General features: G+C 61.1%; 25 protein-coding genes and 1 pseudogene. 5 read left to right on the top strand and 21 right to left on the bottom strand.

Features of this window, described 5'->3' with window-relative positions; all coding sequences use genetic code 11:
• Window positions 1-6: 6 nt before the first annotated feature.
• The 12 genes from tssG to AC07PQ_RS15825 all read right to left on the bottom strand — a co-directional run bounded on the left by tssG (window position 7) and on the right by AC07PQ_RS15825 (window position 11,020).
• On the bottom strand, window positions 7-1,014 hold the full coding sequence (gene tssG, locus AC07PQ_RS15880) for a type VI secretion system baseplate subunit TssG (RefSeq protein ID WP_007930277.1): 1,008 nt from the start codon (window positions 1,012-1,014) through the stop codon (window positions 7-9).
• Complete coding sequence (gene tssF, locus AC07PQ_RS15875; RefSeq protein WP_493185870.1) at window positions 978-2,765, bottom strand: type VI secretion system baseplate subunit TssF; 1,788 nt, start codon at window positions 2,763-2,765, stop codon at window positions 978-980. The genes tssG and tssF overlap by 37 nt, the downstream gene beginning before the upstream one ends.
• A 51-nt stretch (window positions 2,766-2,816) precedes the next feature.
• Complete coding sequence (locus AC07PQ_RS15870; RefSeq protein WP_081502476.1) at window positions 2,817-3,185, bottom strand: hypothetical protein; 369 nt, start codon at window positions 3,183-3,185, stop codon at window positions 2,817-2,819.
• Entirely contained in the window at window positions 3,182-4,033 is an 852-nt protein-coding gene (locus AC07PQ_RS15865) for a hypothetical protein (RefSeq protein WP_493185869.1), read from the bottom strand. The genes AC07PQ_RS15870 and AC07PQ_RS15865 overlap by 4 nt, the downstream gene beginning before the upstream one ends.
• Window positions 4,034-4,037: 4 nt before the next feature.
• The gene (locus AC07PQ_RS15860) at window positions 4,038-4,541 is read right to left on the bottom strand and encodes a PAAR domain-containing protein (RefSeq protein ID WP_007930280.1); all 504 of its coding nucleotides are present in this window, start codon (window positions 4,539-4,541) and stop codon (window positions 4,038-4,040) included.
• A 10-nt stretch (window positions 4,542-4,551) separates the two neighbouring features.
• Window positions 4,552-4,959 (bottom strand): type VI secretion system baseplate subunit TssE, encoded by a 408-nt coding sequence (gene tssE / locus AC07PQ_RS15855; protein ID WP_007930282.1) that lies wholly within the window; start codon window positions 4,957-4,959, stop codon window positions 4,552-4,554.
• 14 nt (window positions 4,960-4,973) lie between these two features.
• Window positions 4,974-6,449: a type VI secretion system contractile sheath large subunit gene (gene tssC, locus AC07PQ_RS15850; protein WP_007930285.1), complete on the bottom strand. Its 1,476-nt coding sequence runs from the start codon at window positions 6,447-6,449 to the stop codon at window positions 4,974-4,976.
• A gap of 29 nt (window positions 6,450-6,478) precedes the next feature.
• Window positions 6,479-6,982, bottom strand: coding sequence for a type VI secretion system contractile sheath small subunit (gene tssB / locus AC07PQ_RS15845; RefSeq protein ID WP_007930286.1), 504 nt, complete (start codon window positions 6,980-6,982; stop codon window positions 6,479-6,481).
• A 33-nt stretch (window positions 6,983-7,015) separates the two neighbouring features.
• Complete coding sequence (tssA, locus tag AC07PQ_RS15840; RefSeq protein ID WP_007930288.1) at window positions 7,016-8,572, bottom strand: type VI secretion system protein TssA; 1,557 nt, start codon at window positions 8,570-8,572, stop codon at window positions 7,016-7,018.
• Window positions 8,573-9,201: 629 nt separating this feature from the next.
• Window positions 9,202-9,477 carry an HU family DNA-binding protein gene (locus AC07PQ_RS15835; protein ID WP_003213368.1) on the bottom strand — a complete coding sequence of 92 codons (276 nt, stop codon included), beginning with the start codon at window positions 9,475-9,477 and terminating at the stop codon, window positions 9,202-9,204.
• A 188-nt stretch (window positions 9,478-9,665) separates the two neighbouring features.
• Window positions 9,666-10,814, bottom strand: a complete 1,149-nt coding sequence (locus tag AC07PQ_RS15830; protein WP_007930289.1) for an NAD(P)/FAD-dependent oxidoreductase — start codon at window positions 10,812-10,814, stop codon at window positions 9,666-9,668.
• A gap of 38 nt (window positions 10,815-10,852) precedes the next feature.
• The gene (locus AC07PQ_RS15825; protein ID WP_007930291.1) at window positions 10,853-11,020 is read right to left on the bottom strand and encodes a rubredoxin; all 168 of its coding nucleotides are present in this window, start codon (window positions 11,018-11,020) and stop codon (window positions 10,853-10,855) included.
• Window positions 11,021-11,236: 216 nt separating this feature from the next.
• On the opposite strand from AC07PQ_RS15825, the gene AC07PQ_RS15820 reads away from it, so the two are divergent.
• Both AC07PQ_RS15820 and ubiA read left to right on the top strand, forming a co-directional pair.
• Window positions 11,237-11,800, top strand: coding sequence for a chorismate--pyruvate lyase family protein (locus AC07PQ_RS15820; RefSeq protein WP_101336288.1), 564 nt, complete (start codon window positions 11,237-11,239; stop codon window positions 11,798-11,800).
• A complete protein-coding gene (gene ubiA / locus AC07PQ_RS15815) occupies window positions 11,800-12,690 on the top strand; it encodes a 4-hydroxybenzoate octaprenyltransferase (RefSeq protein WP_493185868.1) in 891 nt (296 codons plus the stop codon). The genes AC07PQ_RS15820 and ubiA overlap by 1 nt, the downstream gene beginning before the upstream one ends.
• A gap of 69 nt (window positions 12,691-12,759) precedes the next feature.
• On the opposite strand, the gene AC07PQ_RS15810 is transcribed toward ubiA, so the two are convergent.
• On the bottom strand, window positions 12,760-13,143 hold the full coding sequence (locus AC07PQ_RS15810; RefSeq protein WP_007930297.1) for a COG4315 family predicted lipoprotein: 384 nt from the start codon (window positions 13,141-13,143) through the stop codon (window positions 12,760-12,762).
• Between the two features lie 151 nt (window positions 13,144-13,294).
• Here AC07PQ_RS15810 and phoB point away from each other — a divergent pair, with 151 nt between their 5' ends.
• From phoB to AC07PQ_RS15795, 3 genes are all read left to right on the top strand, one after another.
• Entirely contained in the window at window positions 13,295-13,984 is a 690-nt protein-coding gene (gene phoB, locus AC07PQ_RS15805) for a phosphate regulon transcriptional regulator PhoB (protein ID WP_007896474.1), read from the top strand.
• Window positions 13,985-14,064: 80 nt separating this feature from the next.
• On the top strand, window positions 14,065-15,357 hold the full coding sequence (gene phoR, locus AC07PQ_RS15800; protein WP_219735273.1) for a phosphate regulon sensor histidine kinase PhoR: 1,293 nt from the start codon (window positions 14,065-14,067) through the stop codon (window positions 15,355-15,357).
• A gap of 116 nt (window positions 15,358-15,473) precedes the next feature.
• Window positions 15,474-16,814 carry a hemolysin family protein gene (locus AC07PQ_RS15795; protein ID WP_009051600.1) on the top strand — a complete coding sequence of 447 codons (1,341 nt, stop codon included), beginning with the start codon at window positions 15,474-15,476 and terminating at the stop codon, window positions 16,812-16,814.
• A 249-nt stretch (window positions 16,815-17,063) separates the two neighbouring features.
• Here the strand turns inward: AC07PQ_RS15795 and AC07PQ_RS15790 are convergent, their stop codons facing one another.
• The 8 genes and pseudogenes from AC07PQ_RS15790 to pstA all read right to left on the bottom strand — a co-directional run bounded on the left by AC07PQ_RS15790 (window position 17,064) and on the right by pstA (window position 24,066).
• Complete coding sequence (locus tag AC07PQ_RS15790) at window positions 17,064-17,960, bottom strand: peptidoglycan DD-metalloendopeptidase family protein (RefSeq protein ID WP_007928535.1); 897 nt, start codon at window positions 17,958-17,960, stop codon at window positions 17,064-17,066.
• A gap of 61 nt (window positions 17,961-18,021) precedes the next feature.
• Entirely contained in the window at window positions 18,022-18,336 is a 315-nt protein-coding gene (locus AC07PQ_RS15785) for a helix-turn-helix domain-containing protein (protein WP_037004383.1), read from the bottom strand.
• Between the two features lie 7 nt (window positions 18,337-18,343).
• A pseudogene (locus tag AC07PQ_RS15780) lies at window positions 18,344-18,664 on the bottom strand (type II toxin-antitoxin system RelE/ParE family toxin); the annotation flags it as partial.
• Between the two features lie 172 nt (window positions 18,665-18,836).
• Entirely contained in the window at window positions 18,837-19,112 is a 276-nt protein-coding gene (locus AC07PQ_RS15775) for a hypothetical protein (RefSeq protein WP_493185867.1), read from the bottom strand.
• Window positions 19,113-19,508: 396 nt separating this feature from the next.
• The gene (locus tag AC07PQ_RS15770) at window positions 19,509-20,471 is read right to left on the bottom strand and encodes a response regulator (RefSeq protein ID WP_493185866.1); all 963 of its coding nucleotides are present in this window, start codon (window positions 20,469-20,471) and stop codon (window positions 19,509-19,511) included.
• 167 nt (window positions 20,472-20,638) lie between these two features.
• Window positions 20,639-21,400: a phosphate signaling complex protein PhoU gene (phoU, locus tag AC07PQ_RS15765; protein WP_007928528.1), complete on the bottom strand. Its 762-nt coding sequence runs from the start codon at window positions 21,398-21,400 to the stop codon at window positions 20,639-20,641.
• Between the two features lie 72 nt (window positions 21,401-21,472).
• Window positions 21,473-22,306: a phosphate ABC transporter ATP-binding protein PstB gene (gene pstB, locus AC07PQ_RS15760; RefSeq protein WP_007928526.1), complete on the bottom strand. Its 834-nt coding sequence runs from the start codon at window positions 22,304-22,306 to the stop codon at window positions 21,473-21,475.
• Window positions 22,307-22,395: 89 nt separating this feature from the next.
• The gene (pstA, locus tag AC07PQ_RS15755) at window positions 22,396-24,066 is read right to left on the bottom strand and encodes a phosphate ABC transporter permease PstA (RefSeq protein WP_007928524.1); all 1,671 of its coding nucleotides are present in this window, start codon (window positions 24,064-24,066) and stop codon (window positions 22,396-22,398) included.
• Window positions 24,067-24,076: the final 10 nt, after the last annotated feature.

Raw genomic sequence — 24,076 nt, 5'->3', positions numbered from 1 at the left:
CTGTCCTTAATGAATTTTGCTGCCCAGGGTCACCACGCCGTCCGCGCGTTCGCGGCCGAGCCAACTGGTCCACCCCAGGCGACAGGCGTTCTGCTCACCGATGCGCAGTTCGCGGATTTCTTCCTGGCGCAGGACCAGGCGAATGTCGTAGTCCAGCGGGTCACGCAGGGTGAACCGCACCAGCGCGCACAGCGGCTGGTAGCCGAAACCGATCGGCAGGAATTCGTGGAAGCGTTGCCAGTCGAGCTGGCGGATATGGATGCGGAACTTGCCGCTGCGGTCGCGCACCCGTTCGCCCAGCACCAGGTCTTCGCCGAGCTGGCTGTTGGCGCGGCCGAGGCGGTTGCGCTGCTCTTCGAGAATCTCCACCCGGCGCTCGATGCACTGCTCGATCACCAGGTCCGCATGCTTGAAGTAGTAGCGCAGCACGGCTTCGATCAATGCCGCCGAGTGGGCCCGCAGGCTGAGCAGGCCGAGGTACGGCAGCAGGCGCTTCCAGTTCAGTTCCTTGGCCTTGCGGATGTCTTCGCCGCCGAGGCCGATCAAGGCGAACAGCTGGGCGGAAAACGGGTCGAGCGCGCCGCTCTTGAAGCTGGCGCGGTAGCGGTACTTGCGCCAGATCGGCAGCATCAGCCGTTGCAGGCGATGGTGGAACAGGTCGAGGAAGTTGCGGGTCGGGTTGCCGTCTTCGCTGTCGCCCAGGGCTTGTTCACCGTAGAACGCCGGCAGCGGCGAGCCGGAACCGAACAACCCGATCAGGTTGAAACGCAGGCGCGCACGCATCTGCCCGTGCTCTTCGAAAAACTCCACGCGATCGACGTCGCTGCCAGGGAAACCCAGGCTCGGATTGGCCTGGAATTCCAGCTGGTCGTAGAGATCCTCTTCGCTCAGGCCCGGATGGGAATCGCGCAGCCGGTCCACCACCAGCAGCACGGCCTGAAACAGCGAGTACTCGCGAATGACCCGGGTCAGCCCGCTTAAAGCAGGGGCTGTAGACCCATACGTGGTGTCCATTGGTACACCTCTCCCTGTGTACTTTTTACCCGCAGCTCGTGGTACGAGTTGAGACTGGCGTAAAGAGCGAAAAACTCGTTGAGAACCGAGGCGAAGACGAACATGTCGCCTTCACCGATATAGCCTTCCGGATCGATGGTCAGCTCGGTGCGCAAACCGCGCAGCGGCAGGCCCCGATGCAGCCGGTCGACATGCTCGTGGCGGATCGACTTGAGCCCGCCCAGCAGGCGCTTGCTGACCTTTTCCAGGTGCTGGTCGTAGTAGCGCGGCAAGTCGTAGGTTTCGAGAATCACCTTGAGCGCATCGACGTTGGCCAGCGACAGATAGTTGAGCGACATGTTGCTGATCAGCTTCCACAGGAAGTCGCGGTTCAGCGGTGGCGCGTAGCTCGAGGTGGCCGGGGTGATGTTGCGGAAACTGAGGAACTCCGGGGTTTCCTCGCACGCCTGGTTGATCTCGCCGAGCTTGAGCCGGCGCGGCAGGTTCTGGTTGGTGCAGGTCAGCTCGATGGACAGGGTTTCGTGGGCTTCGGTGTGGCGGATGCCGAAGCTCAGGTAAGTGTCCAGACCGTCGTGCAGCAGCGAGGAACGCTGGCGGATGCTGTAGTGCGGGCGGCTTTGCGGGACGTCGAAACTCGGGTCGTGCTCGAAGGATTCGAACGGCACGTATTCCTGGTAACCCAGGCCGCCGGGCTTCCAGCCGGTCACGGTTTCCACCGAGAATACGCCGCAGTTTTCCAGGTCGTACTCAGCCGGCAGCAGCAGGTACTCGTCCTGCTTGCCGTCGAGGCGGATCGGCAAGGCGTCGTGCTTGAACAGGTTGGCGATCGGCGTGCAATACAGCTTCACGTTGTCCAGGGTCGGCCGCAGGCGCTGGATACCGCTCTTGCGGATGTCGAAGCGCACTTCCAGGCCGTGCAGCTGCTTGAGGGTGTCCTCCGGCAACGATTTGAGCAGGTCCAGGCCGTTCAGGTCGACGAACAGGAACTTGTCCTGGAAGGCGAAATACTCCTGCAGGTAGCGATAGCCGCGGAAGGTATTCAGCGGATACGGGATCAACGCCTCTTCCTCGGCAAAGCCCACCGGCTGCACGCGGTTGCCGGGCATCTTGAACGACATGGCATTGCCGCTGACACCCGAGAATGGCTTGCCGTCCATGCCCAGCGGCACCAACTCGATGCCTTCGAGGTTGCGCAGCAAGCTCAGGTAAAGCATCTGGCTGATGTAGCGCTCGCCCGCCAGGTGCAGGCGCAGGCGGCTCAGGTTCAGCTCGCCGAGGTGGCCGTCGCAGCTCATCTCCAGGCGCAGGCTGAGCAGCGCGCCGTCGCCTTTCACCGAGTAGTTCAGCGCCGTCAGGTCCAGCGGCAGGACTTCGGTCGGGTAGCAGGTGCGGAAGCGGCAGCGCACGTCATCGATGGGCTTGCTCTCCACCGGCGTATCACGCTCCACGCGCAGGGCCGGCCCGGACTGCTTCAGCGGGTCGAACTGCAGAATGCTGAACGCCGGCAACGGCCGCATGTAGTTCGGCCACAGCAAGTGCATCAGCGAGTGGCTGAGTTCCGGCAGCTCGTCATCGAGCTTCTGCCGCAGGCGACCGGTGAGAAAGGCGAAACCTTCGAGCAGGCGCTCCACATCCGGATCCCGTCCGGCCTGGCCCAGGAACGGCGCCAGGGCCGGACTACGCTCGGCGAAACGGCGACCCAGCTGGCGCAGCGCGGTGAGTTCGCTTTGGTAGTAGTGGTTAAAGGACACGGGGGTTACCTGTCTGATCAATAATTTTTTAGTTCGAAAGCTGCACGCACTTCAATTCCGACCGCCCCATCGTTCCACAACCAATCGCGCAACTAACGCCAACCCGCTCATAGAAGCCGTAAGCCCACCATATGCAATTGCCCTTACCGGGTTATCCGGAAGAAAATAGAACAACACAACACCCAACATCAAAACCAACAGTAAAATTTTCAAATATATCTTCGGTACAAAAAAAACAACAAAGTTAACAAAAATAAAAAAATAAAACGTCAACTCAGCAGTACCACCTATCGCTGCTCCACGGTCTGTAAACCCGCCCATATTTTCTTTGTAGTAAGCAACGCCAAAATCATGAACAAAGAAATACAAAACACCAGCCAAAAAATAAACTACAGCGCCCGCAAAGATTTTCAATTTCATGGCTTCCACGTTTTATATTTCGCCAATGTGCCGGAATCAATCAAAGTTTTCAGTCGCGTAGCTGAAGATGGCTTGAATACTGTACTCGCCACCGTTGCCCCACTAGGCCCGAACCTCTGAGCACTCACCGGCCTTTTCTCAAGTACCAATTCAAAGTTTTCGGACGCCCATAAACATGCCCTTATGATTATGAAATTGTCGTATACGTTCTCACTTCCATTGTCACTTCCACCGAGTGTTCCATCAGCCCAGTCGAGTCCGGTCTGACCTGTTTTCAGAATCGCGGCATCAACCTCGCGGGTTTCCTCCCAGTACTTCCGGAAGGTATCCACCGCAAATGGAATCTGTCCCAGGCCGTCAGTCCAATAAGGATCACCTTCGACTAAGCAAAGTAGAAATTTAGCGCCCCCTTCAGATTGCTTTTTCCAATCCCCTGGCAGATTTCTGTAGTAAACAAAAGATGGTCGGTCAACAATTGCAAAATCTATAATCGTTTGCCATGTGTGCTGTTTGTAGGCATCGTACACCTCCGAGCCTTCAACACTACTCTTAGGATTTACCCATAGCCGCTCACGATAGAAGTCAGCCAACGGCTCAAACCATTGAATCTTTTCAGCGTAAAGTTTATCAGCACTTAAAATTCGAAATGGCTTATCACAGACATCAGGCCGCACTGCAAATAAAGGCATGCCATTGGAGCGAGTCACCAACCAGATATCTGGAAGATGCAGATCCGCAGGATTTGTATCATTACTGGCAGTGGTTTTATTATCCAGCCTTAATGCAGTAGTACCATTTTCCGTAACAAAGGTGTAAGGCACACCATCAACTTCAACTATTGTTTCCAAGGCCTTACTCCGACGTTACAAAAATCGAGACAGCCTCAGGATTCTGCCCCGTAGAAAAACAGCCAGTTTTTCCGGCCTGTGCAGTACCGAACTTTTCTATCCCACTTTCGGACGTGATTCGGTAACTCAACCCATCTACCGCCTTCCCACTGGCCGTTTTAAAGGCAAACACTCGATTGAAAACACCGGGAATAACTACCGGCAACGGCGGCACAAACTGCGCTGGCGAATGCGAATTGCCGATAATCACCGTCCCCGAGCCGGCCGTGACTGTGTTGCCGTGGGTGCCCACCGAGCCGACAGTCGCCGCCGGCTTGCCATTGATCAGCACGGTAGTCGCCAGGCCACCGGACATCGCACCACCACACGCCGAGGCATCGCCCTGGCGGGCGGCCGCGAGGCCATCGAAGAACACATCGCCGGAACCGGCGGCGATCGGGTTGGTTGCGTGGCCGGGGAGCGGGCAGGCGGTGGGGTCGCTGACGCGTGCTGCGGGTTTACCTGACATCCTCGTCTCCTTAACTGACCTTGACCTGACCGCTGCCATCCAGGCGCGCGGAAAAACTGACCTGGCGCTTGAACCCGTCCACCTCAAGCAGGCCTTCGATATTGAAAGCCAGCTTGAGCTGGTCGTGATCACGCGGCAGGGAAACGACACGCACGTTGCTCAGACGCGGCTCGTAGGCTTCGATGAAGCTTTCGATGGCCAGGCGGGCCTGGCTCAGGGCGTCGTGCAGGCTCAGGCGCATGTCGTTGAGATCGGGCAACCCGTAATCGGACAGCGTCTGCACGCTGCCCGCACGGGTGCTGAGCATCTTGCCCAGATGGGCAGCCACCGACGCCATGGCGGAAACCTCGCGGCTCCAGCCGACACGTTTGTCGGCCTCGCCACTCAGGCGTTCGAAAAGGCTGCCGTATCCGGTCATGACCTAGCTCCTGGTTACTCTTTGTCCAGCTTGCCAACCAGCGACAGGGTGAAATCGGCACCCATGTACTTGAAGTGCGGGCGCACGTTCAGGCTGACGCGGTACCAGCCCGGCTCACCTTCCACATCGCTGACGATGATCTGCGCGGCGCGCAGCGGACGACGGCCACGCACTTCGGCGCTCGGGTTTTCCTGGTCGGCGACGTACTGGCGGATCCACTTGTTGAGTTCCAGCTCGAGGTCGGTACGTTCTTTCCACGAACCGAGTTGCTCGCGCTGCAGCACTTTGAGGTAGTGAGCCAGGCGGTTGACGATCATCATGTACGGCAGCTGGGTGCCGAGCTTGTAGTTCAGCTCCGCAGCCTTGCCTTCGGCGCTGATGCCGAAGAACTTCGGCTTTTGCACCGAGCTTGCGGAGAAGAACGCCGCGTTGTCGCTGCCTTTGCGCATGGTCAGGGAGATGAAGCCTTCCTCGGCCAGTTCGTATTCACGACGGTCGCTGACCAGTACCTCAGTCGGGATCTTGGTTTCGATTTCGCCCATGCTTTCGAAGTGGTGCAGCGGCAGGTCTTCTACCGCGCCACCGCTCTGCGGGCCGATGATGTTCGGGCACCAGCGGAACTTGGCGAAGCTGTCGGTCAGCTTGGTACCGAACGCGTACGCGGTGTTGCCCCACAGGTAATGCTCGTGGCTGTTGGCAACGGTTTCCTTGTAGACGAAGGATTTGACCGGGTTCTCTTCCGGATCGTACGGGTTGCGCAGCAGGAAGCGCGGTACGGTCAGGCCGATGTAGCGCGAGTCTTCCGACTGGCGGAAGCTCTGCCATTTGGCAAATTGCGGGCCTTCGAAGTGATCTTTCAGATCCTTCAGGTCCGGCAGGCCGGTGAAGCTTTCCAGACCGAAGAATTTCGGACCGGCCGCAGCGATGAACGGCGCGTGGGACATGCAGGCAACGCTGGACACGTATTGCATCAGCTTCACGTCTGGCGAGCTTGGCGACATGAAGTAGTTGGCGATGATCGCGCCCACCGGCTGGCCACCGAACTGGCCGTATTCAGCGGTGTAGATGTGCTTGTACAGGCCGGCCTGCATCACTTCCGGCGAATCTTCGAAGTCGTCCAGCAGGTCCTGCTTGGAGACGTTGAGGATTTCGATCTTGATGTTTTCGCGGAAGTTGGTGCGGTCGACCAGCAACTGCAGGCCACGCCAGGCCGATTCCAGGGACTGGAAGTCTTCGTGGTGAAGGATTTCGTCCATCTGGCGGCTGAGCTTGGCATCGATCTCGGCGATCATGCGGTCAACCATGGCCTTCTTGACTGGCTCGCCATCGTTCTGAGGCTTGAGCAGCTCTTCGATGAAGGCCGACACGCCGCGCTTGGCGATGTCGTAGGCTTCGTCGTCCGGAGTCAGGCGGGTTTCGGCGATGATGCTGTCGAGAATGCTGTACTCGCCGTTCTCGTTGCTTTTCTGTTGTGCTGCACTAGTGCTCATAGTGTTTGGCTTCCTTGACTGATAGAGACTCAGGCTTCGGTGGCTGCGGCGTTCAGGCCCAGCTCACCGAGTACACGACCGCGCGATTCGTCGTCGGCGAGTACGCCTTCGATGGCTTTACGGAATGCAGGGGCGTTACCCAGCGGACCCTTGAGGGCCACCAGCGCGTCGCGCAGTTCCATCAGTTTTTTCAGCTCAGGCACTTGCTCGACCAGGCTGGCCGGGTTGAAGTCCTTCATCGAGTTGACGCGCAGCTTGACCGCCAGCTCTTCGGTGTCGCCCTCTTCCTGAAGACGGTTAGGCACGCTCAGCGTCAGGCTCAGCTCCTGCTTGGCCAGCACTTCGTCGAACGTCATTTTGTCGATGCTGATCGGCTTGCGGTCTTCCACTTTGCGCTCGTCCACGCGCTGGGTGTAATCACCGATTGCCAGTAGCTTCAACGGCAGTTCAATCTCTTCCTGAGCACCGCCGGTGGCGGGTTTGAAGGTGACGTTGATGCGTTCCTTGGGGGCTACCGAGCCTTCTTTGGCCATGGCTTTTCTCCTTGCGGTTGTTGGCCCTGGGGCCTATTCGAGTACCACTTCGAGGTCGAGGTGGCACAGCCTGCGATAAATCTCTTCCTTGCGTTCTCGCACTGCGTGGTTCTGCGGCAACAACTCACAGCAGCTATGCAGGAGGTGCAGCACTTCCAACGCAAGATCCGGCTCCCAGGCATGCAGGCCCGAGCTCAGTAATTCTTGATCGAGGGTTTCGAGCTGGGTCTTGGCCAGCTCGTATTTCTTGGCCATGAAGCACAGCCGCGCCAGGCTGAACTGCCAGAAAAACCTCACCCGCCCGCCATGGGCGTTCTGCAGGCCTTGCTTGAGGATCTGCACGGCGGCCTTGAGGCCGTCCTTGCGCAGGATCGGCAAGACCTCTTCGAGGGCTTCTTCCCAGGCAGGCTGGCTGGCAGTCGCTTCGACCTTGCGCGGCGCGCTGGCGCTTTGCAGATGGGGCATGACATGGGCGCTAATCCAGCCGCGGGTGGCCGGGTCGGCGAAAGGCGCGCCGTCGTGGAAACGCAACTCGACCACCCCCGGCAGGCGCTGCAACAGGAGCGCGAAGTGAAACTCCACTTCGCGCATCGCCTGGTCGGCGTTCAGCCCCTGCAGGCATTCCCAGACCATGCGCTGGCCGTCGAACCAGAACGGCGCCCTGGCCAGGCTGGCTTCGAGTTCCACCAGCAGGTCGGCGTATTGCCCATTGGCAAAACGCTCCTGGTAGGTCTTGAGCTTGTCGGCCGGCAGCCCGCGCAACGCAGTGATCTGCTCGGCGTTGCGCTCCGGGACGGCATCGATGGGCAACCACAGCATGGTGCGGTTCAGGCGCAGGGCGCGTACGTCAGTGGCCTTCTGCTTGAGCCACCAGGCGCTCAGTGGACGGGCGTTTTCCTGCATCGCACGCAGGGCCTTCTGCGCTTCCTTCTCGTTGTCGATCGGCGCGCCAGGCGTGAACAGCTGGGTCGCGGCCTGCTTGACCTGGGCCACCACCGCGCCCACGGCGCCGGGTTCTGGCTGATTGTCGGCGGCGCGCTGGACCATGGTCGACAGCCGCCGGCAGATCGGCAGCAGCAAGGGCGCGTTGTCACCCAGATGCTCGGTGAGCGCGGCATCGAGCCCTTCCAGGTGTTCCACCAGACGGCGGAACAGCGGCAACTGCTCCTTGATCGCGACGTTTTCGCCCAGCACCTGCTCGAGACGCGGCACCAGCCAGCCGACGGCGGCAGCCCGGGTACGCAGCTTGGCGGGGTGGATCTGCGCCCAATGCTGTTCGCACAGGTGCTGCAGAAGACCAAGGCCGGCCAGCAGGCCGGGGAAGGATTCACGCTGATACAAGGCCCAGGTGAGCCAGGCGGCCACCCGCAGATCCTTGGACTGGGTACGCAGCAGCGCGTCACTGTTCTCGAGGATTTTCAGCCAGTCGATCTGACCGCTTTCGTGCATGGATTGGGCTTTGCCCAGCTCACTTTCCAGTGCCTCGTATTCGCTGGAGAAGCGAACGTCCTCGCCCGCAAAACTCTCTTTGGAAACAGAGGCCTTGGCGAGTTCGAGGTAATGGGCAGAAAGTTTACTTGAGTAGGACATCCATGGCCTTTTTCGAGATTACGGTCTATACGCCCGCGAGACATTTTTCGCGTGCTTGACAGTATCAAAGAGCGTACTCATCCAATTGAGCCTGCTCTTTCAAGAGCGCGCATCGTAATCAGTATGATGGCCACTAGCAAGCATCCCCTCAAACAACAAGACGAACTGTCATCGGCTGTTCGTAAGAGATTGCCTTATATATGGCAGGGTTTCCCCCTAGACAACCAGTTGACCCCCTATTCCAACCAGCAACGCCAGAAGCCGCGGGCCAGAGCCTTGCGCGATATAAACCAGAGAGCGATTCAATGATTAAGGGGTAATGCCAGGCAGAATCGAAAGTGCCGGGTACGGAAATAAATCCTAATTCTGAACTTTTATGAAAGAGTGCAGTCGCGGATACCTCTAACTTTGCAAAGTGCCACTAATATGATGGCACTCAAGACGATAGTTTGCCATCAAACAGTCTGTATGTTTTTTGAGCAATACAGATGTAGTTCCTCGCGAAACTTGCTGCATGCATTCCCGTTCTTTATATGCCGAACAACCATCCATAAAAAATGGGCATCCGAATTATCGGTTTGCCCATTTTTCAATACGGTTCTCCCTACTATCGAGGGAGTTCGCAACAGTTATGGATTGACGCTGTCTTTCAGCGATTTGCCTGGCTTGAAGGCTACGGTGTTGCTGGCCTTGATCTTCACCGGCTCACCGGTTTGCGGGTTCTTGCCGGTACGGGCGCCACGGTGACGCTGCAGGAAGGTTCCAAAACCTACCAGGGTGACGCTGTCTTTGCGATGCAGGGCGCCGGTGATTTCTTCGAGAACGGCATTGAGAACGCGGTTGGCTTGTTCTTTGGTCAGATCCGCTTTTTCAGCAATTGCAGCGGCGAGTTCTGGTTTACGCATAGTGAAGCCTCTTTGACGGTTTTTTGTTGTTATGTCCGTGCTGTTCTTCCGGAACAGCGCCCAAGGCGCCGCAGGCTCTACTCTGCGGCAGACGGGTGTGAGGATGGCACGCAGTTAGGAGTGGCGCCAGTCTCTGCGCGACCTTTGTAGTGGCAAACACATGATTATTCCGACAGAACGACCGGTATTTAGGCCAACAAGCCGGGAAGCTCTTTGTTCAGGGCCAGTTTGTCCATGACCGCGGCCCCGGTCAGCGCATAGCCCAGCAGTTTGCCGCTGGCATCGCGGCACAGCGCCTTGATGTCGGCGCCCTGCCCTTCGACCGTCCACACGCCCTCCAGGCCGCGTGGCGGTGGCGAAACCACCAGCGGGCAGACCGGGGTTTTCACGGTGATCGGCATCGGGCCATAGCTGACCGCCGTCGGGTTACCCGCCAGGGTCTGCGCCAGCGCTCGCGCACAGCTCATGAGGGGCATGACGTACAACAGATTCAGCCCATCGACCTCGGCGCAGTCGCCCAAGGCATAAATGTTGGCGTGGGAGGTCTTGAGATGCCGGTCGACCACCACCCCACGGTTGACCATCACCCCCGCGGCGGCGGCCAGGTCAATGCGCGGACGCAGGCCGATCGCCGACACCACCAGATCGCAGGCAATCACTTCACCGTCGGACAGATGTGCCTCGAGGCCATCCGCCGTGCGCTGCAAGCGATTGAGTACCGGCCCCAGATGGAAGCGCGCGCCCAGGCTTTCCAGCCCGGCCTGCACCGCGGCGGCGGCCGCAGGGTGCAGCAACGTCGGCATGACCTGCTCGCAAGGCGCCACCAGGTCCACTGCATAACCGCCGAGGATCAGGTCGTTGGCGAACTCGCAGCCGATCAGGCCGGCGCCCAGCAGCAGCACCCGGCGCTTGCCGGCCGCAGCCGCGCGAAAGCGCGCGTAGTCTTCCAGGTCGTTGATCGGGAAGATCAGGTCGCCAGCATCGCCCTCCACCGGTACGCGCACGGTTTCCGCGCCCCAGGCCAGGATCAGGTCGCGGTAGTTCACCGCTTCTTCACCCATCCACAGGCGCTTGTGGCCAGGGTCGATGCCGCTGATGCGGGTATGGGTGCGCACCTCGGCCTTCAATTGCTCGGCCATGGCGCCGGGCTCGGCCATACTCAGGCCGTCGGCTTCCTTGTTCTTGCCGAAGCCGGTGGACAGCATCGGCTTGGAATAGGAACGCCCGTCATCGGCGGTGATCAGCAGCAGCGGCGTTTCGCTATCGAGCTTGCGAAACTCCCGGGCCAGGTTGTAGCCGGCCAGCCCGGTGCCCACGATGACGACAGGTGCGTTCATTCCTTACTCCTTCAGGTTCAGGGGATCACAGGGTGTGATCAGCCGATTTCGATCATTTCGAAATCCATTTTGCCGACGCCGCAATCCGGGCAGAGCCAGTCTTCAGGCACGTCTTCCCAGCGGGTACCGGGCAAGATTCCGTCGTCCGGCCAGCCATCGGCTTCGTTGTAGATCAGGCCGCAGACCACACATTGCCACTTTTTCATTTACGCGTTTCCTCAGGTTCTCAGGCTGTTGCCGGCGGGATGGTCGATGAATCGACTCTGGATGACGCCAGGGGGCGCGTCCGGCCCAGCGCGTTTTGTACTGATGAGCACCGACGGATGCAAGCACGTTCGCTGCAGGCGGCCGCTCCATTGCGGAAAAATCGCCTGGCACCATGCTAAGCTCGCGGCCTCATTTGCTGCCAATAATGACCCACTGTGCCGCACTCAATCTCTGCATTTTCCACCCCGGACTGGCTCTCGCAAAGCCGGCTGACACCCCTCCCCGACGCACAGACCCTCGACTGGCTGTTCGATGAAGGTTCGCTGACCCGGCGCCTGACCCGTCTCTCCAACGACGGCTTCAGCGTGACGCCGCTGGTCGAGGGCTGGCAGCCCCTGCGCGCCGACGAATGCGCCGCGCTGGACCTGCAGCCAGGCAGCCAGGGCTGGGTACGCGAGGTGTATCTGCGCGGTCACGGCCAGGCCTGGGTATTCGCCCGCAGCGTGGCGGCCCGCAGCGCCCTGCAGGATGGCGGGCTGAACATGGACGAGTTGGGCAGCCGCTCCCTGGGCGAGCTGCTGTTCTGTGACCAGGCCTTTCAGCGCCGCCCCATCGAGGTCTGCCATTACCCACGCCCGTGGCTGCCCGACGAGGTGCAGGCCGATGACCTCTGGGCCCGCCGTTCGCGCTTCGATCGCGCAGCCCTGAGCGTGCTGGTCGCCGAAATCTTCCTGCCGTCCCTGTGGAGCGCCGTCGGCGCCCAGCCGGAGAACCGCTGATGTATCAGAGCCTGCTCAAATCCCTCAACCACCTGAATCCACGCGCCTGGGACTTTATCCAGCTGACCCGCATGGACAAGCCGATCGGCATCTACCTGCTGCTCTGGCCGACCCTCTGGGCCCTGTGGATTGCCGGCGAAGGCTCGCCATCGCTGGCCAATATCGTGATTTTCGTCCTTGGCGTAACCCTCACCCGGGCTGGCGGCTGCGTGATCAACGACTGGGCCGACCGCAAGGTCGACGGCCACGTGAAACGCACCGAACAGCGCCCGCTGGTCAGCGGCAAGATCAGTTCCAGAGAAGCCCTGGTGTTCTTCGCCGTGCTGATGTTCATCAGCTTCCTGCTGGTGCTGTGCACCAACGCGACGACCATCTGGCTGTCGTTGGGCGGCCTGGCCCTGGCGGCCAGCTACCCCTTCATGAAGCGCTATACCTATTACCCGCAAGTGGTGCTGGGCGCGGCGTTCTCCTGGGGCATCCCGATGGCCTTCACTGCCGAAACCGGCGAGCTGCCGGCCACCGCCTGGCTGTTGTACATCGCCAACCTGCTGTGGACCGTGGCTTATGACACCTATTACGCGATGACCGACCGCGACGACGACCTGAAGATCGGGGTGAAATCCACCGCGATCCTGTTCGGCGAAGCCGACCGGGTAATCATTCTGACCTTGCAGGGCCTGGCGCTGGGGTGCCTGCTGCTGGCGGGCGCGCGTTTCGAGTTGGGTATCTGGTTCCACCTGGGTTTGCTGGTGGCGGCCGGATGTTTTGCCTGGGAGTTCTGGTACACCCGCGATCGCGACCGGATGAAGTGCTTCAAGGCCTTCCTGCATAACCACTGGGCGGGGTTGGCGATTTTCCTGGGGATAGTCGTGGATTACGCCGTTCGCTGAAGATCGTGATCGCGGGCAAGCCTCGCTCCTACGTAGGAGCGAGGCTTGCCCGCGATGAAAGCACCAAGGTCAATCAGGCTTGGCCACTTTCCAGGCGCCATCCATCTTGCCGTCGCCGGTCATGTCACCGGCTTTCTTGTCCATCACGAAGGTGTACAGCGGCTTGCCGTCGTAGGCCCACTGCATGGAGCCGTCGTCACGCTTGATGACGGTCCACTCGCCCATCGCCTTGTCACCGCTGGCGGCCATCAGCGGCGGCCAGTTGGCGGCGCACTTGTCGTTGCACATGGACTTGCCGCCGCTGTCCTTGGCAAAGGTGTACAAGGTCATGCCCTTGTGGTCGACGAACATGCCGTCTTTGGTCATCGCCGGTTCCGCAGCGAACGCCAGCCCCGGCAGGGCCAGCGCAGCGCTCAGCAACAGGGCTTTCCAGGATTGCGTGTGTTGAGTCATGGAAACCTTCTTTGGTGGTTGTCAGGATTCGGACCCAAAGCTTAGTCCACGAATGCAGCCCTCGCACCAGCACCTAAAATACTGTCACACGACTGCAATAATTCCGTTATCTAATGCGGCGCAAGACAGTTAAATGACAAGAGGATTAAGCATGGTTGGCAGGAGCATTCTGATCGTTGACGACGAAGCGCCCATTCGCGAAATGATCGCCGTTGCGTTGGAAATGGCCGGCTACGACTGCCTGGAGGCGGAGAACTCCCAGCAGGCCCATGCCATCATCGTCGACCGCAAGCCCGACCTGATCCTGCTCGACTGGATGCTGCCCGGCACCTCCGGCATCGAGCTGGCGCGGCGCCTGAAACGCGATGAGCTGACCGGTGACATCCCGATCATCATGCTCACCGCCAAGGGCGAAGAGGACAACAAGATCCAGGGCCTGGAAGTCGGCGCCGACGACTACATCACCAAGCCATTCTCCCCTCGCGAGCTGGTCGCGCGCCTCAAGGCCGTGCTGCGCCGCGCTGGCCCGACCGACGGCGAGGCACCGATCGAAGTCGGCGGCCTGCTGCTGGACCCGATCAGCCACCGCGTGACCATCGACGGCAAACCGGCCGAGATGGGCCCGACCGAATACCGCCTGCTGCAATTTTTCATGACCCATCAGGAACGCGCCTACACCCGCGGCCAGTTGCTGGATCAGGTCTGGGGCGGCAACGTCTATGTCGAAGAGCGTACCGTCGACGTGCATATCCGCCGCCTGCGCAAAGCCTTGGGCGATGCCTACGAGAATCTGGTACAAACCGTGCGCGGCACCGGCTACCGTTTTTCCACCAAGGCCTGAAGCCGGCCCCTTATTCGCCAGACGCTTACAAGGACGCGTGTTAAGTGAACCAAAACTGGCATGGCACCCTGATTCGCCACATGCTGCTGTTGGTCACCGGCTGCCTGCTGGTGGGCCTGATCAGCGGTTACTACGGCTGGAGCCTGGCCATCGGCCTGGGGATCTATCTGGCCTGGACCCTCAAACAGCTGCTGCGCCTGCATGAGTGGCTGCGCCTGCACCAACCCGATGAAGCACCGCCCGATGGCTACGGCCTGTGGGGCGAGGTGTTCGACAGCATCTACCACCTGCAACGCCGCGACCAGCGGGTACGCGGGCGCCTGCAAGCGGTGATCGACCGGGTCCAGGAGTCCACCGCGGCGCTGAAAGACGCGGTGATCATGCTCGACAGCGACGGCAACCTGGAGTGGTGGAACCGCGCCGCGGAAACCCTGCTGGGCCTGAAGACCCCGCAGGACAGCGGCCAACCGGTGACCAACCTGGTGCGCCATCCGCGCTTCAAGGAATATTTCGAGCAGGACAATTACAACGAGCCGCTGGAAATCCCCTCGCCGACCAACGACCGGGTACGCATCCAGCTGTACATCACCCGCTACGGCAACAACGAACACCTGATGCTGGTGCGCGACGTGACCCGCATCCACCAGTTGGAACAGATGCGCAAAGACTTCATCGCCAACGTCTCCCACGAGCTGCGCACGCCGCTGACGGTGATCTGCGGCTACCTGGAAACCCTGCTCGACAACGTCGAGGAAGTGAATCCGCGCTGGAGCCGCGCCCTGCAGCAGATGCAGCAGCAAGGCGGGCGCATGCAGACCCTGCTCAACGACCTGCTGCTGTTGGCCAAGCTGGAAGCCACCGACTACCCATCGGACAACCAGCCGGTGCCGATCGACGTGCTGCTGCAGTCGATCAAGAGCGATGCCCAGGCGCTGTCCGGGGAGCGCAACCAGCGCATCACCCTGGAAGCCGACGCGCAGGTCCTGCTCAAGGGTAGCGAGGCGGAACTGCGCAGCGCTTTTTCCAACCTGGTGTTCAACGCCGTGAAATACACCCCGGCCGAGGGCAACATCCGCATCCGCTGGTGGGGCGACGAGCAAGGCGCGCACCTGAGCGTGCAGGATTCGGGGATCGGCATCGACAGCAAGCACTTGCCACGCCTGACCGAACGCTTCTACCGGGTCGACTCCAGCCGCAACTCCAACACCGGCGGCACTGGCCTGGGCCTGGCCATCGTCAAGCATGTGCTGCTGCGCCATCGGGCGCGCCTGGAGATCAGCAGCGTACCGGGCCACGGCAGCACTTTTACCTGCCATTTCGCCCCGGCCCAGGTGAAAAGATTGCGTGCCGACACCCTGACCGACCAGCGGTGACAGCCACGCGCCACTAGGCAATCGCCCTGCCAGCCGCTACATTGGCTGGCTTGCGCCTGCCATTGCGCCGCGCATTTCTCTCTTTTTCGAATACACGGAACCCGCAAAACTCCATCATGGACCCTTCCCCTGGTTTTACCCTCGCGTCTCTTTTCGCCGACTTCGGCATGATTCTTTTTGCACTGCTCCTGGTTCTGCTCAACGGCTTTTTCGTAGCCGCCGAGTTCGCCATGGTCAAACTGCGCTCGACCCGGGTCGAGGCCATCGCCCACAAGAACGGCTGGCGCGGGCAGATCCTGCGCACCGTACACAGCCAATTGGATGCCTACCTTTCCGCGTGCCAGCTGGGGATCACCCTGGCCTCCCTCGGCCTGGGCTGGGTCGGTGAGCCGGCCTTCGCGCATTTGCTGGCGCCGCTACTCAGCGCCGTGGGCGTGGACTCGCCGGAGGTGGTCAAGGGCGTGTCGTTCTTTACCGCCTTCTTCATCATTTCCTACCTGCACATCGTGGTCGGCGAACTGGCGCCCAAGTCCTGGGCCATCCGCAAGCCCGAGCTGCTGTCGCTGTGGACGGCGGTGCCGCTGTACCTGTTCTACTGGCTGATGTACCCGGCGATCTACCTGCTCAACGCCAGCGCCAACACCATCCTGCGCATCGCCGGCCAGGGCGAGCCCGGCCCGCATCACGAGCACCACTACAGCCGCGAAGAACTGAAGCTGATCCTGCACTCCAGCCGGGGCCAGGACCCCAGCGACCAGGGCATGCGCGTACTGGCCTCGGCCGTGGAAATGGGCGAGCTGGAAGTGGTGGACTGGGCCAACTCCCGGGAAGACCTGATCAGCGTGGAATTCAACGCGCCGCTGAAGCAGATCCTCGCCCTGTTCCGCCGCCACAAGTTCAGCCGCTACCCGGTCTACGACAGCGAGCGCAACGAGTTCGTCGGCCTGCTGCACATCAAGGACCTGCTGCTGGAACTGGCGGCGCTGGACCACATCCCCGAGTCGTTCAACCTGGCCGAGCTGACCCGCCCGCTGGAGCGCGTTTCCCGGCACATGCCGCTGTCGCAGCTGCTGGAACAGTTCCGTAAAGGCGGTTCGCACTTCGCCCTGGTGGAAGAAGCCGACGGCAAGATCATCGGCTACCTGACCATGGAAGACGTGCTGGAAGTGCTGGTCGGCGATATCCAGGACGAACACCGCAAGGCCGAGCGCGGCATCCTCGCCTACCAGCCCGGCAAGTTGCTGGTGCGCGGCGATACCCCGCTGTTCAAGGTGGAGCGCCTGCTGGGCATCGACCTGGACCATATCGAGGCCGAAACCCTTGCCGGCCTGGTCTACGAGACCCTGAAACGGGTACCGGAAGAAGAAGAGGTCATGGAGGTCGAAGGCCTGCGCATCATCATCAAGAAGATGAAAGGCCCGAAAATCGTCCTGGCCAAGGTGTTGATGCTCGATTGAGCACGGTCTGACACCTCATCGCGAGCAAGCTCACTCCTACAAATGAACCGCGTTCATCTGTAGGAGCAGCCGGTCGAGGCTCGATTGCTCGCGATCCCCTCCCCCGATTATCACCTGTTCCGCCGATCACCCTGTAGCCGCTGCCGAAGGCTGCGATCACCTGGGCGGCACTCCGACGAAGCGGGCGCAGGATATTGAGATCGCTGAAGGCCTTCGGCCTTATCGCAGCCTTCGGCAGCGGCTACATGACTACTTTTTGCCCAGCGCGAAGTTCGGCAGGCTGCCGATGGGCTGGTTGAACTGATAGGGAATCGACACCAGCCCCAGCCCCGTATTGCGCTGCACCACGAAGTGCAGGTGCGGGCCGCTGCTGTTGCCGGTGTTGCCCGACAACGCCAGCGGGCTGCCCACCACGACCCGCTGGCCTTCACGCACGCTTACCGAGCCGCGCTTGAGGTGCAGGTACACCCCCATGGTGCCGTCGTTGTGCAACACCCGCACGAAATTGCCGGAAGGGTCGGTGCCGCGCCCGCTCTGGCGGTTCTCGGTCTTCACCACCACCCCGCCACGCGCCGCGATGATCGGCGTGCCCTCGGGCATGGCGATGTCCATGGCATAGCGGCTCTTGGGGCCGAAATGGCTGTACCGGCCGTTGGCGCCCTGGGTCAGGCGAAAGGGGCCGCCACGCCAGGGCAGCGGGTAACGATAGGCTTGGGCGGCGCCTGCAGGGTCGCCCAGGGAGTAACGAAACTGCGGGACATAGATCAGCGGCTTGCCCGCCTGCATGGCCGTGAGCTGTGCCAGGCGCTGTCGGCTGCGGGCCGGCAGTACCCGGCGAATCGGCTGCCTGGGGGCACTGCGGATGTTCTTCAGGCCGGTAAACCCCAGCTCGATCTCCACCGGCGCATACAGGTCGTTACGCACAAAGACGCTGTCCACGCCCCAGCTCTTCTCGACGTCCAGACGCACCTGGCGTTCCAGGTGCTCGACCATGCGATCGCGAAACACGAACACCTGGGCGCCCGGCGACGGACGGTCGCTGTAGGACACCACGCCGTTGGCGTCGGTGGACTTGTAGATGGTCATGGCCATGGCCGAGGTGGCAGCCAGCAACAGACCGCAGGAAAACAGCAGGTGCATGAACATGGGCAAGATTCTGAGGAAAGCCTGAAGTCAGGCTAGCAGCCCGACGTGGACTTTGTATGAATCAACCCTGCACCAGAGGTTCCATTGCCGACGGACTGAAACTGATATCGACCCCCAGGTGCGCGGCGTCGGAGAGGTTGACCAGCGCATCCAGGGAAAACTTGTTGATCTTGCCGCTGAGCACGTCGTTGAGCCGCGGCTGGGTGATATTGAGCCGCCTGGCGGCCTCCTTCTGCGAAACACCCCAGGCTTTGATGGTCTTGCCCAGCTCCAGCATGAGCTTGGAGCGCAGGCGCATATTGGCGGCTTCCTGAGGCGAACCTTCGAGCGCGTCCCAGACACTGGCGAAACGCTCGGTATGCATGTGATCGGTCATGGCGTGCACTTATCTCCTGAAGTCTGGCCCGAGCCAGCTCGATGTCCCGCGCTTCGGTCTTGCGGGTGGTCTTGCGCATGGCGTGCAGCACATAAATGGCCGCGGGCCGGTTGGCCACGTAAAACACCCGAAACGCTCCTGAATCCTCACTGATCCTGATCTCGAACACCCCCGGCCCCACGGTTTTCATCGACCGACAGTCATAGGGCGGCTCGCCCTGCTGCAACAGATCCAGCTGAAAACCCGCGGCCCTTCGCGCATCCAGCGGAAAAGCCCGGAGGTCCCGGAGCGCGCTCCCGACAAACACCACATCCTTGTGCCTAGACATCGAACCTCTCCCGTTACTGACCCCAGAGAGGTTAAACAACCCGACCGCCACAGCGCGCGACCGGGTTGTTTCAAAGCGTGGCCAGGCATAAGAAAAGCCAAAAGCACAGACCACAACCTATATCAGTACAGATATAAATCAACCTGAAAAACCGAGAATCGGACACACGGCATCAAACCACTGCCCTTTCCCCCAACGCCTTGCTCTGCGCAGCCTGCAACACATCACAACCATCATCCAGCAACAGATGCAGCGCCTGAGTGACACGCCCCAGATCACCCTCGTCAGCATGCAAAAGCGTGGTACAGGAAAGTGTTTGCAGCAGGTTTCGCGCCGCATTCAAACGCAGACTGGCACTGGCCTGCAGATCGACCAGCGACGCATCCGGGTTGATCAGTAGAACGGGGGAGTCGCCGGTGTTGGACTTGAGGGGAATTGGCTTGGACATCGATAACGCTCCTATTTTGGGAGCTGTCAGCCATCGTCGCCAAACGATAGGGTGGCAGCTGTACGCAGGTTGGCGAACCGGGTAAATAGGAAAACCGGCAGACCCGAAGGTCTCCCACGCACAGCCGCCATAACACGGCGAACACGAAATGCCCGACATGATACATGGCGCTGTTACGCCTATTAACACGAGTCGCCAAACCCGGTCGCGGAATTGGCCGCGACAAACCAGAGCCTAGGTTTGAGCCCAGAAGGAAGCAATCGAGGGATTGTGTGGGGATGTGAAAGGTCGGGGGCCAGCGGTCCGGAGAATGCAGCGTCAGAGCGGACGCTATCGCGGGCAAGCCTCGCTCCTACGCAAGCGTGGCTGCCCGTGAAACAGGGGGGCAGGAACCCCTCAGGCGCCGGGGACGAAGTGCTTCTGCGCCGTGCCGCGGGCGATCAGGCGGGAGATGTAATCGAGTTTCTGCGCATCCTGGTCGACGAAGCGGAAGGTCAGTTGCAACCACTCGCTGTCCGGCTTCGGCTCATAGGCCACCACCGCATGCAGGTAGCCGTTCAGGCGCGCCACTTCGGCATTGTCGCCCTGCTCCAGGTCCAGCACGGCGCTGTCGAGCACCTGCGGCAGCGTATCGGTGCGCTTCACCACCAACAGCGCCTCCTTGATGCTCAGCGCCTTGATCACGCATTGCTGAGTACCGTTGGGCAGGCGCAACTGCCCCTGGCCACGACCACCAGCAGACGCAGCGGCGGCAGGAGCCGGCGCCTTCACCGGAGGACTGTTGAGCAACCCACGAGACGGGGCTGCAGCGGGAGCAGGAGCGGACACCACGGCAGGTTTGGCAAACGGATTGACCGCCGCAGCCGCCGGCGCGGCGCCGATGACTTCGGCCTTGCCGCCGGTCAGTGCACTCAGGGAGTCATTGCCGAACGCCGAGTTCATCTTGGTCGGCGCGCTGTTCATCAGGGTGTCGAGCTTGCCGACCTTGTTCAGCGCCTGCTTGACCTTGGTCAGCAGTTGCTCGTTGGTGAACGGCTTGCTGACGTAGCCGGAGACGCCGGCCTGGATCGCCTGCACCACGTTCTCCTTGTCGCCGCGACTGGTGACCATGATGAACGGCATGGCCTTCATCGCCTCCTGGCCGCGGCACCAGGTCAGCAGCTCCAGGCCAGACATTTCCGGCATTTCCCAGTCGCACAGGACCAGGTCGAAGGCTTCACGGGCCAGCAGGGCCTGGGCTTTACGGCCGTTGATGGCGTCCTCGATCTTGATGCCAGGGAAGTAGTTGCGCAGACATTTCTTCACCAGGTCACGAATGAACGAAGCGTCATCCACCACCAACACACTTACCTTACTCATCGACCACCCCTTTAAAAATCCCGGCTAGCATAACGCTTTACTGATGGCACTTTGCCAAAACTCTTCAGTCACGCCGGGACTTTTCGTTCGCGGGCGCTGCTTTTCAAGTTAAATCCCCATAAACGAAAACGCCCGGCCAAAGGGCCGGGCGCTTCTCTCGGGCAACCTTACTTATCGTCAGCTTCACCCGGAACATTAGCGCTTTCGGCACTGGTGCCTTCAACTTCTTCCTTCATCCGCTTCAGGCCCAGATGGCGCACATCGGTGCCGCGCACCAGGTAAATCACCAGCTCCGAGATGTTGCGCGCGTGGTCGCCGATCCGCTCCAGGGAGCGCAGGACCCAGATGATGCTCAGAACGCGCGAGATCGAGCGTGGATCTTCCATCATGTAGGTGGCCAGCTCGCGCAGCGCGGTCTTGTACTCGCGGTCGATGATCTTGTCGTACTGGGCCACCGACAGCGCCAGGTCGGCGTCGAAGCGGGCAAAGGCGTCCAGCGCATCGCGGACCATGTTGCGCACCTGGTCGCCGATATGCCGCACTTCCACGTAGCCGCGCGGGGCTTCGCCTTCTTCGCACAGCTGGATGGCGCGACGGGCGATCTTGGTCGATTCGTCGCCGATGCGCTCCAGGTCGATCACCGACTTGGAAATGCTGATAATCAGGCGCAAGTCGGAAGCCGCCGGCTGGCGACGGGCGAGAATGCGCAGGCATTCTTCGTCGATGTTGCGTTCCATCTGGTTGATCTGGTCGTCGATCTCGCGCACCTGCTGGGCGAGCCCCGAGTCGGCTTCGATCAGCGCGGTGACGGCGTCGTTGACTTGTTTCTCGACCAGCCCGCCCATCGCCAGGAGGTGGCTGCGCACCTCCTCGAGCTCGGCGTTGAACTGCTGGGAGATGTGATGCGTGAGGCCTTCTTTACTAATCATGGTTGGCGTCCTTGGAGCGTCCGGTAAGGTGCGGTGGACCGCAGCGTCAGTTCAGTGAGCAACAACAGCTTCCTAGCCGTAACGACCGGTGATGTAGTCTTCGGTCTGCTTCTTCGCCGGATTGGTGAACAGCGTGTCGGTGTCGCCGAATTCCACCAGTTTGCCCATGTACATGAACGCCGTGTAGTCGGAGACACGCGCGGCCTGTTGCATGTTGTGGGTCACGATCACAATGGTGAACTTCGATTTCAGTTCGTAGATCAGTTCTTCGACCTTCAAGGTGGAGATCGGATCGAGCGCCGAGCACGGTTCGTCGAGCAGCAACACTTCCGGTTCCACGGCGATGGTGCGGGCGATCACCAGACGCTGCTGCTGACCACCGGACAGGCCGAGTGCCGATTCATGCAGGCGATCCTTGACCTCGTCCCACAGCGCCGCGCCCTTGAGGGCCCACTCGACGGCTTCGTCGAGGATGCGCTTCTTGTTAATGCCCTGGATGCGCAGGCCGTAGACCACGTTCTCGTAGATGGTTTTCGGGAACGGGTTGGGCTTCTGGAACACCATGCCCACGCGGCGGCGCAGCTCGGCCACGTCTTCGCCCTTGCGGTAGATGTTGTTGCCGTAGAGGTTGATCTCGCCTTCCACGCGGCAGCCGTCCACCAGGTCGTTCATCCGGTTGAAGGTACGCAGCAGGGTCGACTTGCCGCAGCCGGACGGGCCGATGAAGGCGGTCACGCGCTGCTTCGGAATGTTCATGCTGACGTCGAACAGCGCCTGCTTCTCACCGTAGAACAGGCTCAGGCCCGGGACTTCGATGGCCACGGTTTCCTGGTCCAGGTTCAGGCTCTGCTTGTCGCGGCCCAGGGCCGACATGTTGATGCCATGGGTATGTGCTTCTTGCTGCATGGGTCACTCCCTACGCTAACAAATTCGTTTCAATGAGCCGCTGGCCTCACAAAATGGGCCAGCGGTGTTGCCGTTCTGTAGGAGCGGTGTTAACTATCCAGCGCCTTGTATTTCTCGCGCAGGTGGTTACGAATCCACACTGCCGACAGGTTGAGCGTCGCGATCACCAGCACCAGCAGCAGCGCCGTGGCGTAAACCAGCGGCCGCGCGGCCTCGACGTTGGGGCTCTGGAAGCCGACGTCATAGATGTGGAAGCCCAGGTGCATGATCTTCTGGTCCAGGTGCAGGTACGGGTAGTTGCCGTCCACCGGCAGCGACGGCGCCAGTTTCACCACACCCACCAGCATCAGCGGCGCCACTTCACCGGCGGCGCGGGCCACCGCGAGGATCATGCCGGTCATCATCGCCGGGCTGGCCATTGGCAGCACGATCTTCCACAGGGTTTCCGCCTTGGTCGCGCCCAGGGCCAGGGAACCTTCACGCACGGTGCGGGGAATCCGCGCCAGGCCTTCCTCGGTGGCCACAATCACCACCGGCACCGCCAGCAGCGCCAGGGTCAGGGAAGCCCAGAGCAGGCCCGGGGTACCGAAGGTCGGCGCCGGCAGCGCTTCGGGGAAGAACAAGCGGTCGAGGGAACCGCCCAGCACATAGACGAAGAAGCCCAGGCCGAACACCCCATAGACGATGGCCGGCACGCCCGCCAGGTTGTTCACGGCGATGCGGATCACCCGGGTCAGGGTGTTCTGCTTGGCGTATTCGCGCAGGTACACCGCCGCCAGCACGCCGAACGGGGTGACGATCATCGCCATGATCAGGGTCATCATCACGGTACCGAAGATCGCCGGGAAGATACCGCCCTCGGTGTTGGCTTCACGCGGGTCGTCGCTGAGGAATTCCCAGACCTTGCTGAAGTAGAAACCCAGCTTGGTGAAGGTGCCCATGGCGTTCGGCTGGTAGGCATGCACCACCTTGCCCAGACTGATCTCGATCTCTTTGCCGTTGGCGTCGCGGGCGGTGAGGCTGTCACGGTTGAACTGCGCGTGCAGGTCGCTCAGGCGGGCCTCGACGTCCTGGTAACGGGCGTTCAGCTCGGCGCGTTCGCTTTCCATGTCGGCCTGGGCGGCGGCATCGAGCTTGCCGTCCAGTTCCAGCTTGCGACCGTGCAGGCGGATGCGCTCGAGGCCGGCGTTGATCGCGCCGATGTCGACTTTCTCCAGGGTCTTGAGCTGGGCCGCCAGCTTGTTCACTCGCTCGATCCGCGCCTGCAGTTCCGGCCAGGCCGCTTCGCCTTCGGCGATGACCTTGCCATCCTGCTTGACGTTGACCAGGTAGCCGTAGAAGTTGCCCCACTCGCGCCGCTCGATGGCCATCAGCTCCGGCGGCGTGGTCTGGTTGGTCAGCCAGTCGCCGACGATCCAGGTGAAGTCGTTGCCGTTCAGGTCACGGTTGCCGACCTTGATCAGCTCGCGGGTCATGAACTCGGGGCCTTCGTCCGGCACCGGCAGGCCGGCGCTCTTGAGGCGTGCCCGCGGCACTTCTTCTTTCTGCACCACTTCGCCGATGACCAGGTGGTTGGCCTGGCCCGGCACGTCGTAGTGGGCATGCACCAGGTCCGCCGGCCAGAAGTGGCCCAGACCGCGCACGGCGATCACCGCCAACAGGCCGATAGTCATGATGACCGCGATGGACACCGCGCCACCGCTGATCCAGACGCCCGGGGCGCCGCTCTTGAACCATCCATTCAGGGAGTTCTGTTTCACAGACTTCTAC

The organism is Pseudomonas sp. GW821-FHT09E12 (assembly GCF_059416085.1).
The sequence above is the reverse complement of the archived record's forward strand: the minus strand, read 5'-3'. Positions and strand labels throughout refer to the sequence as shown.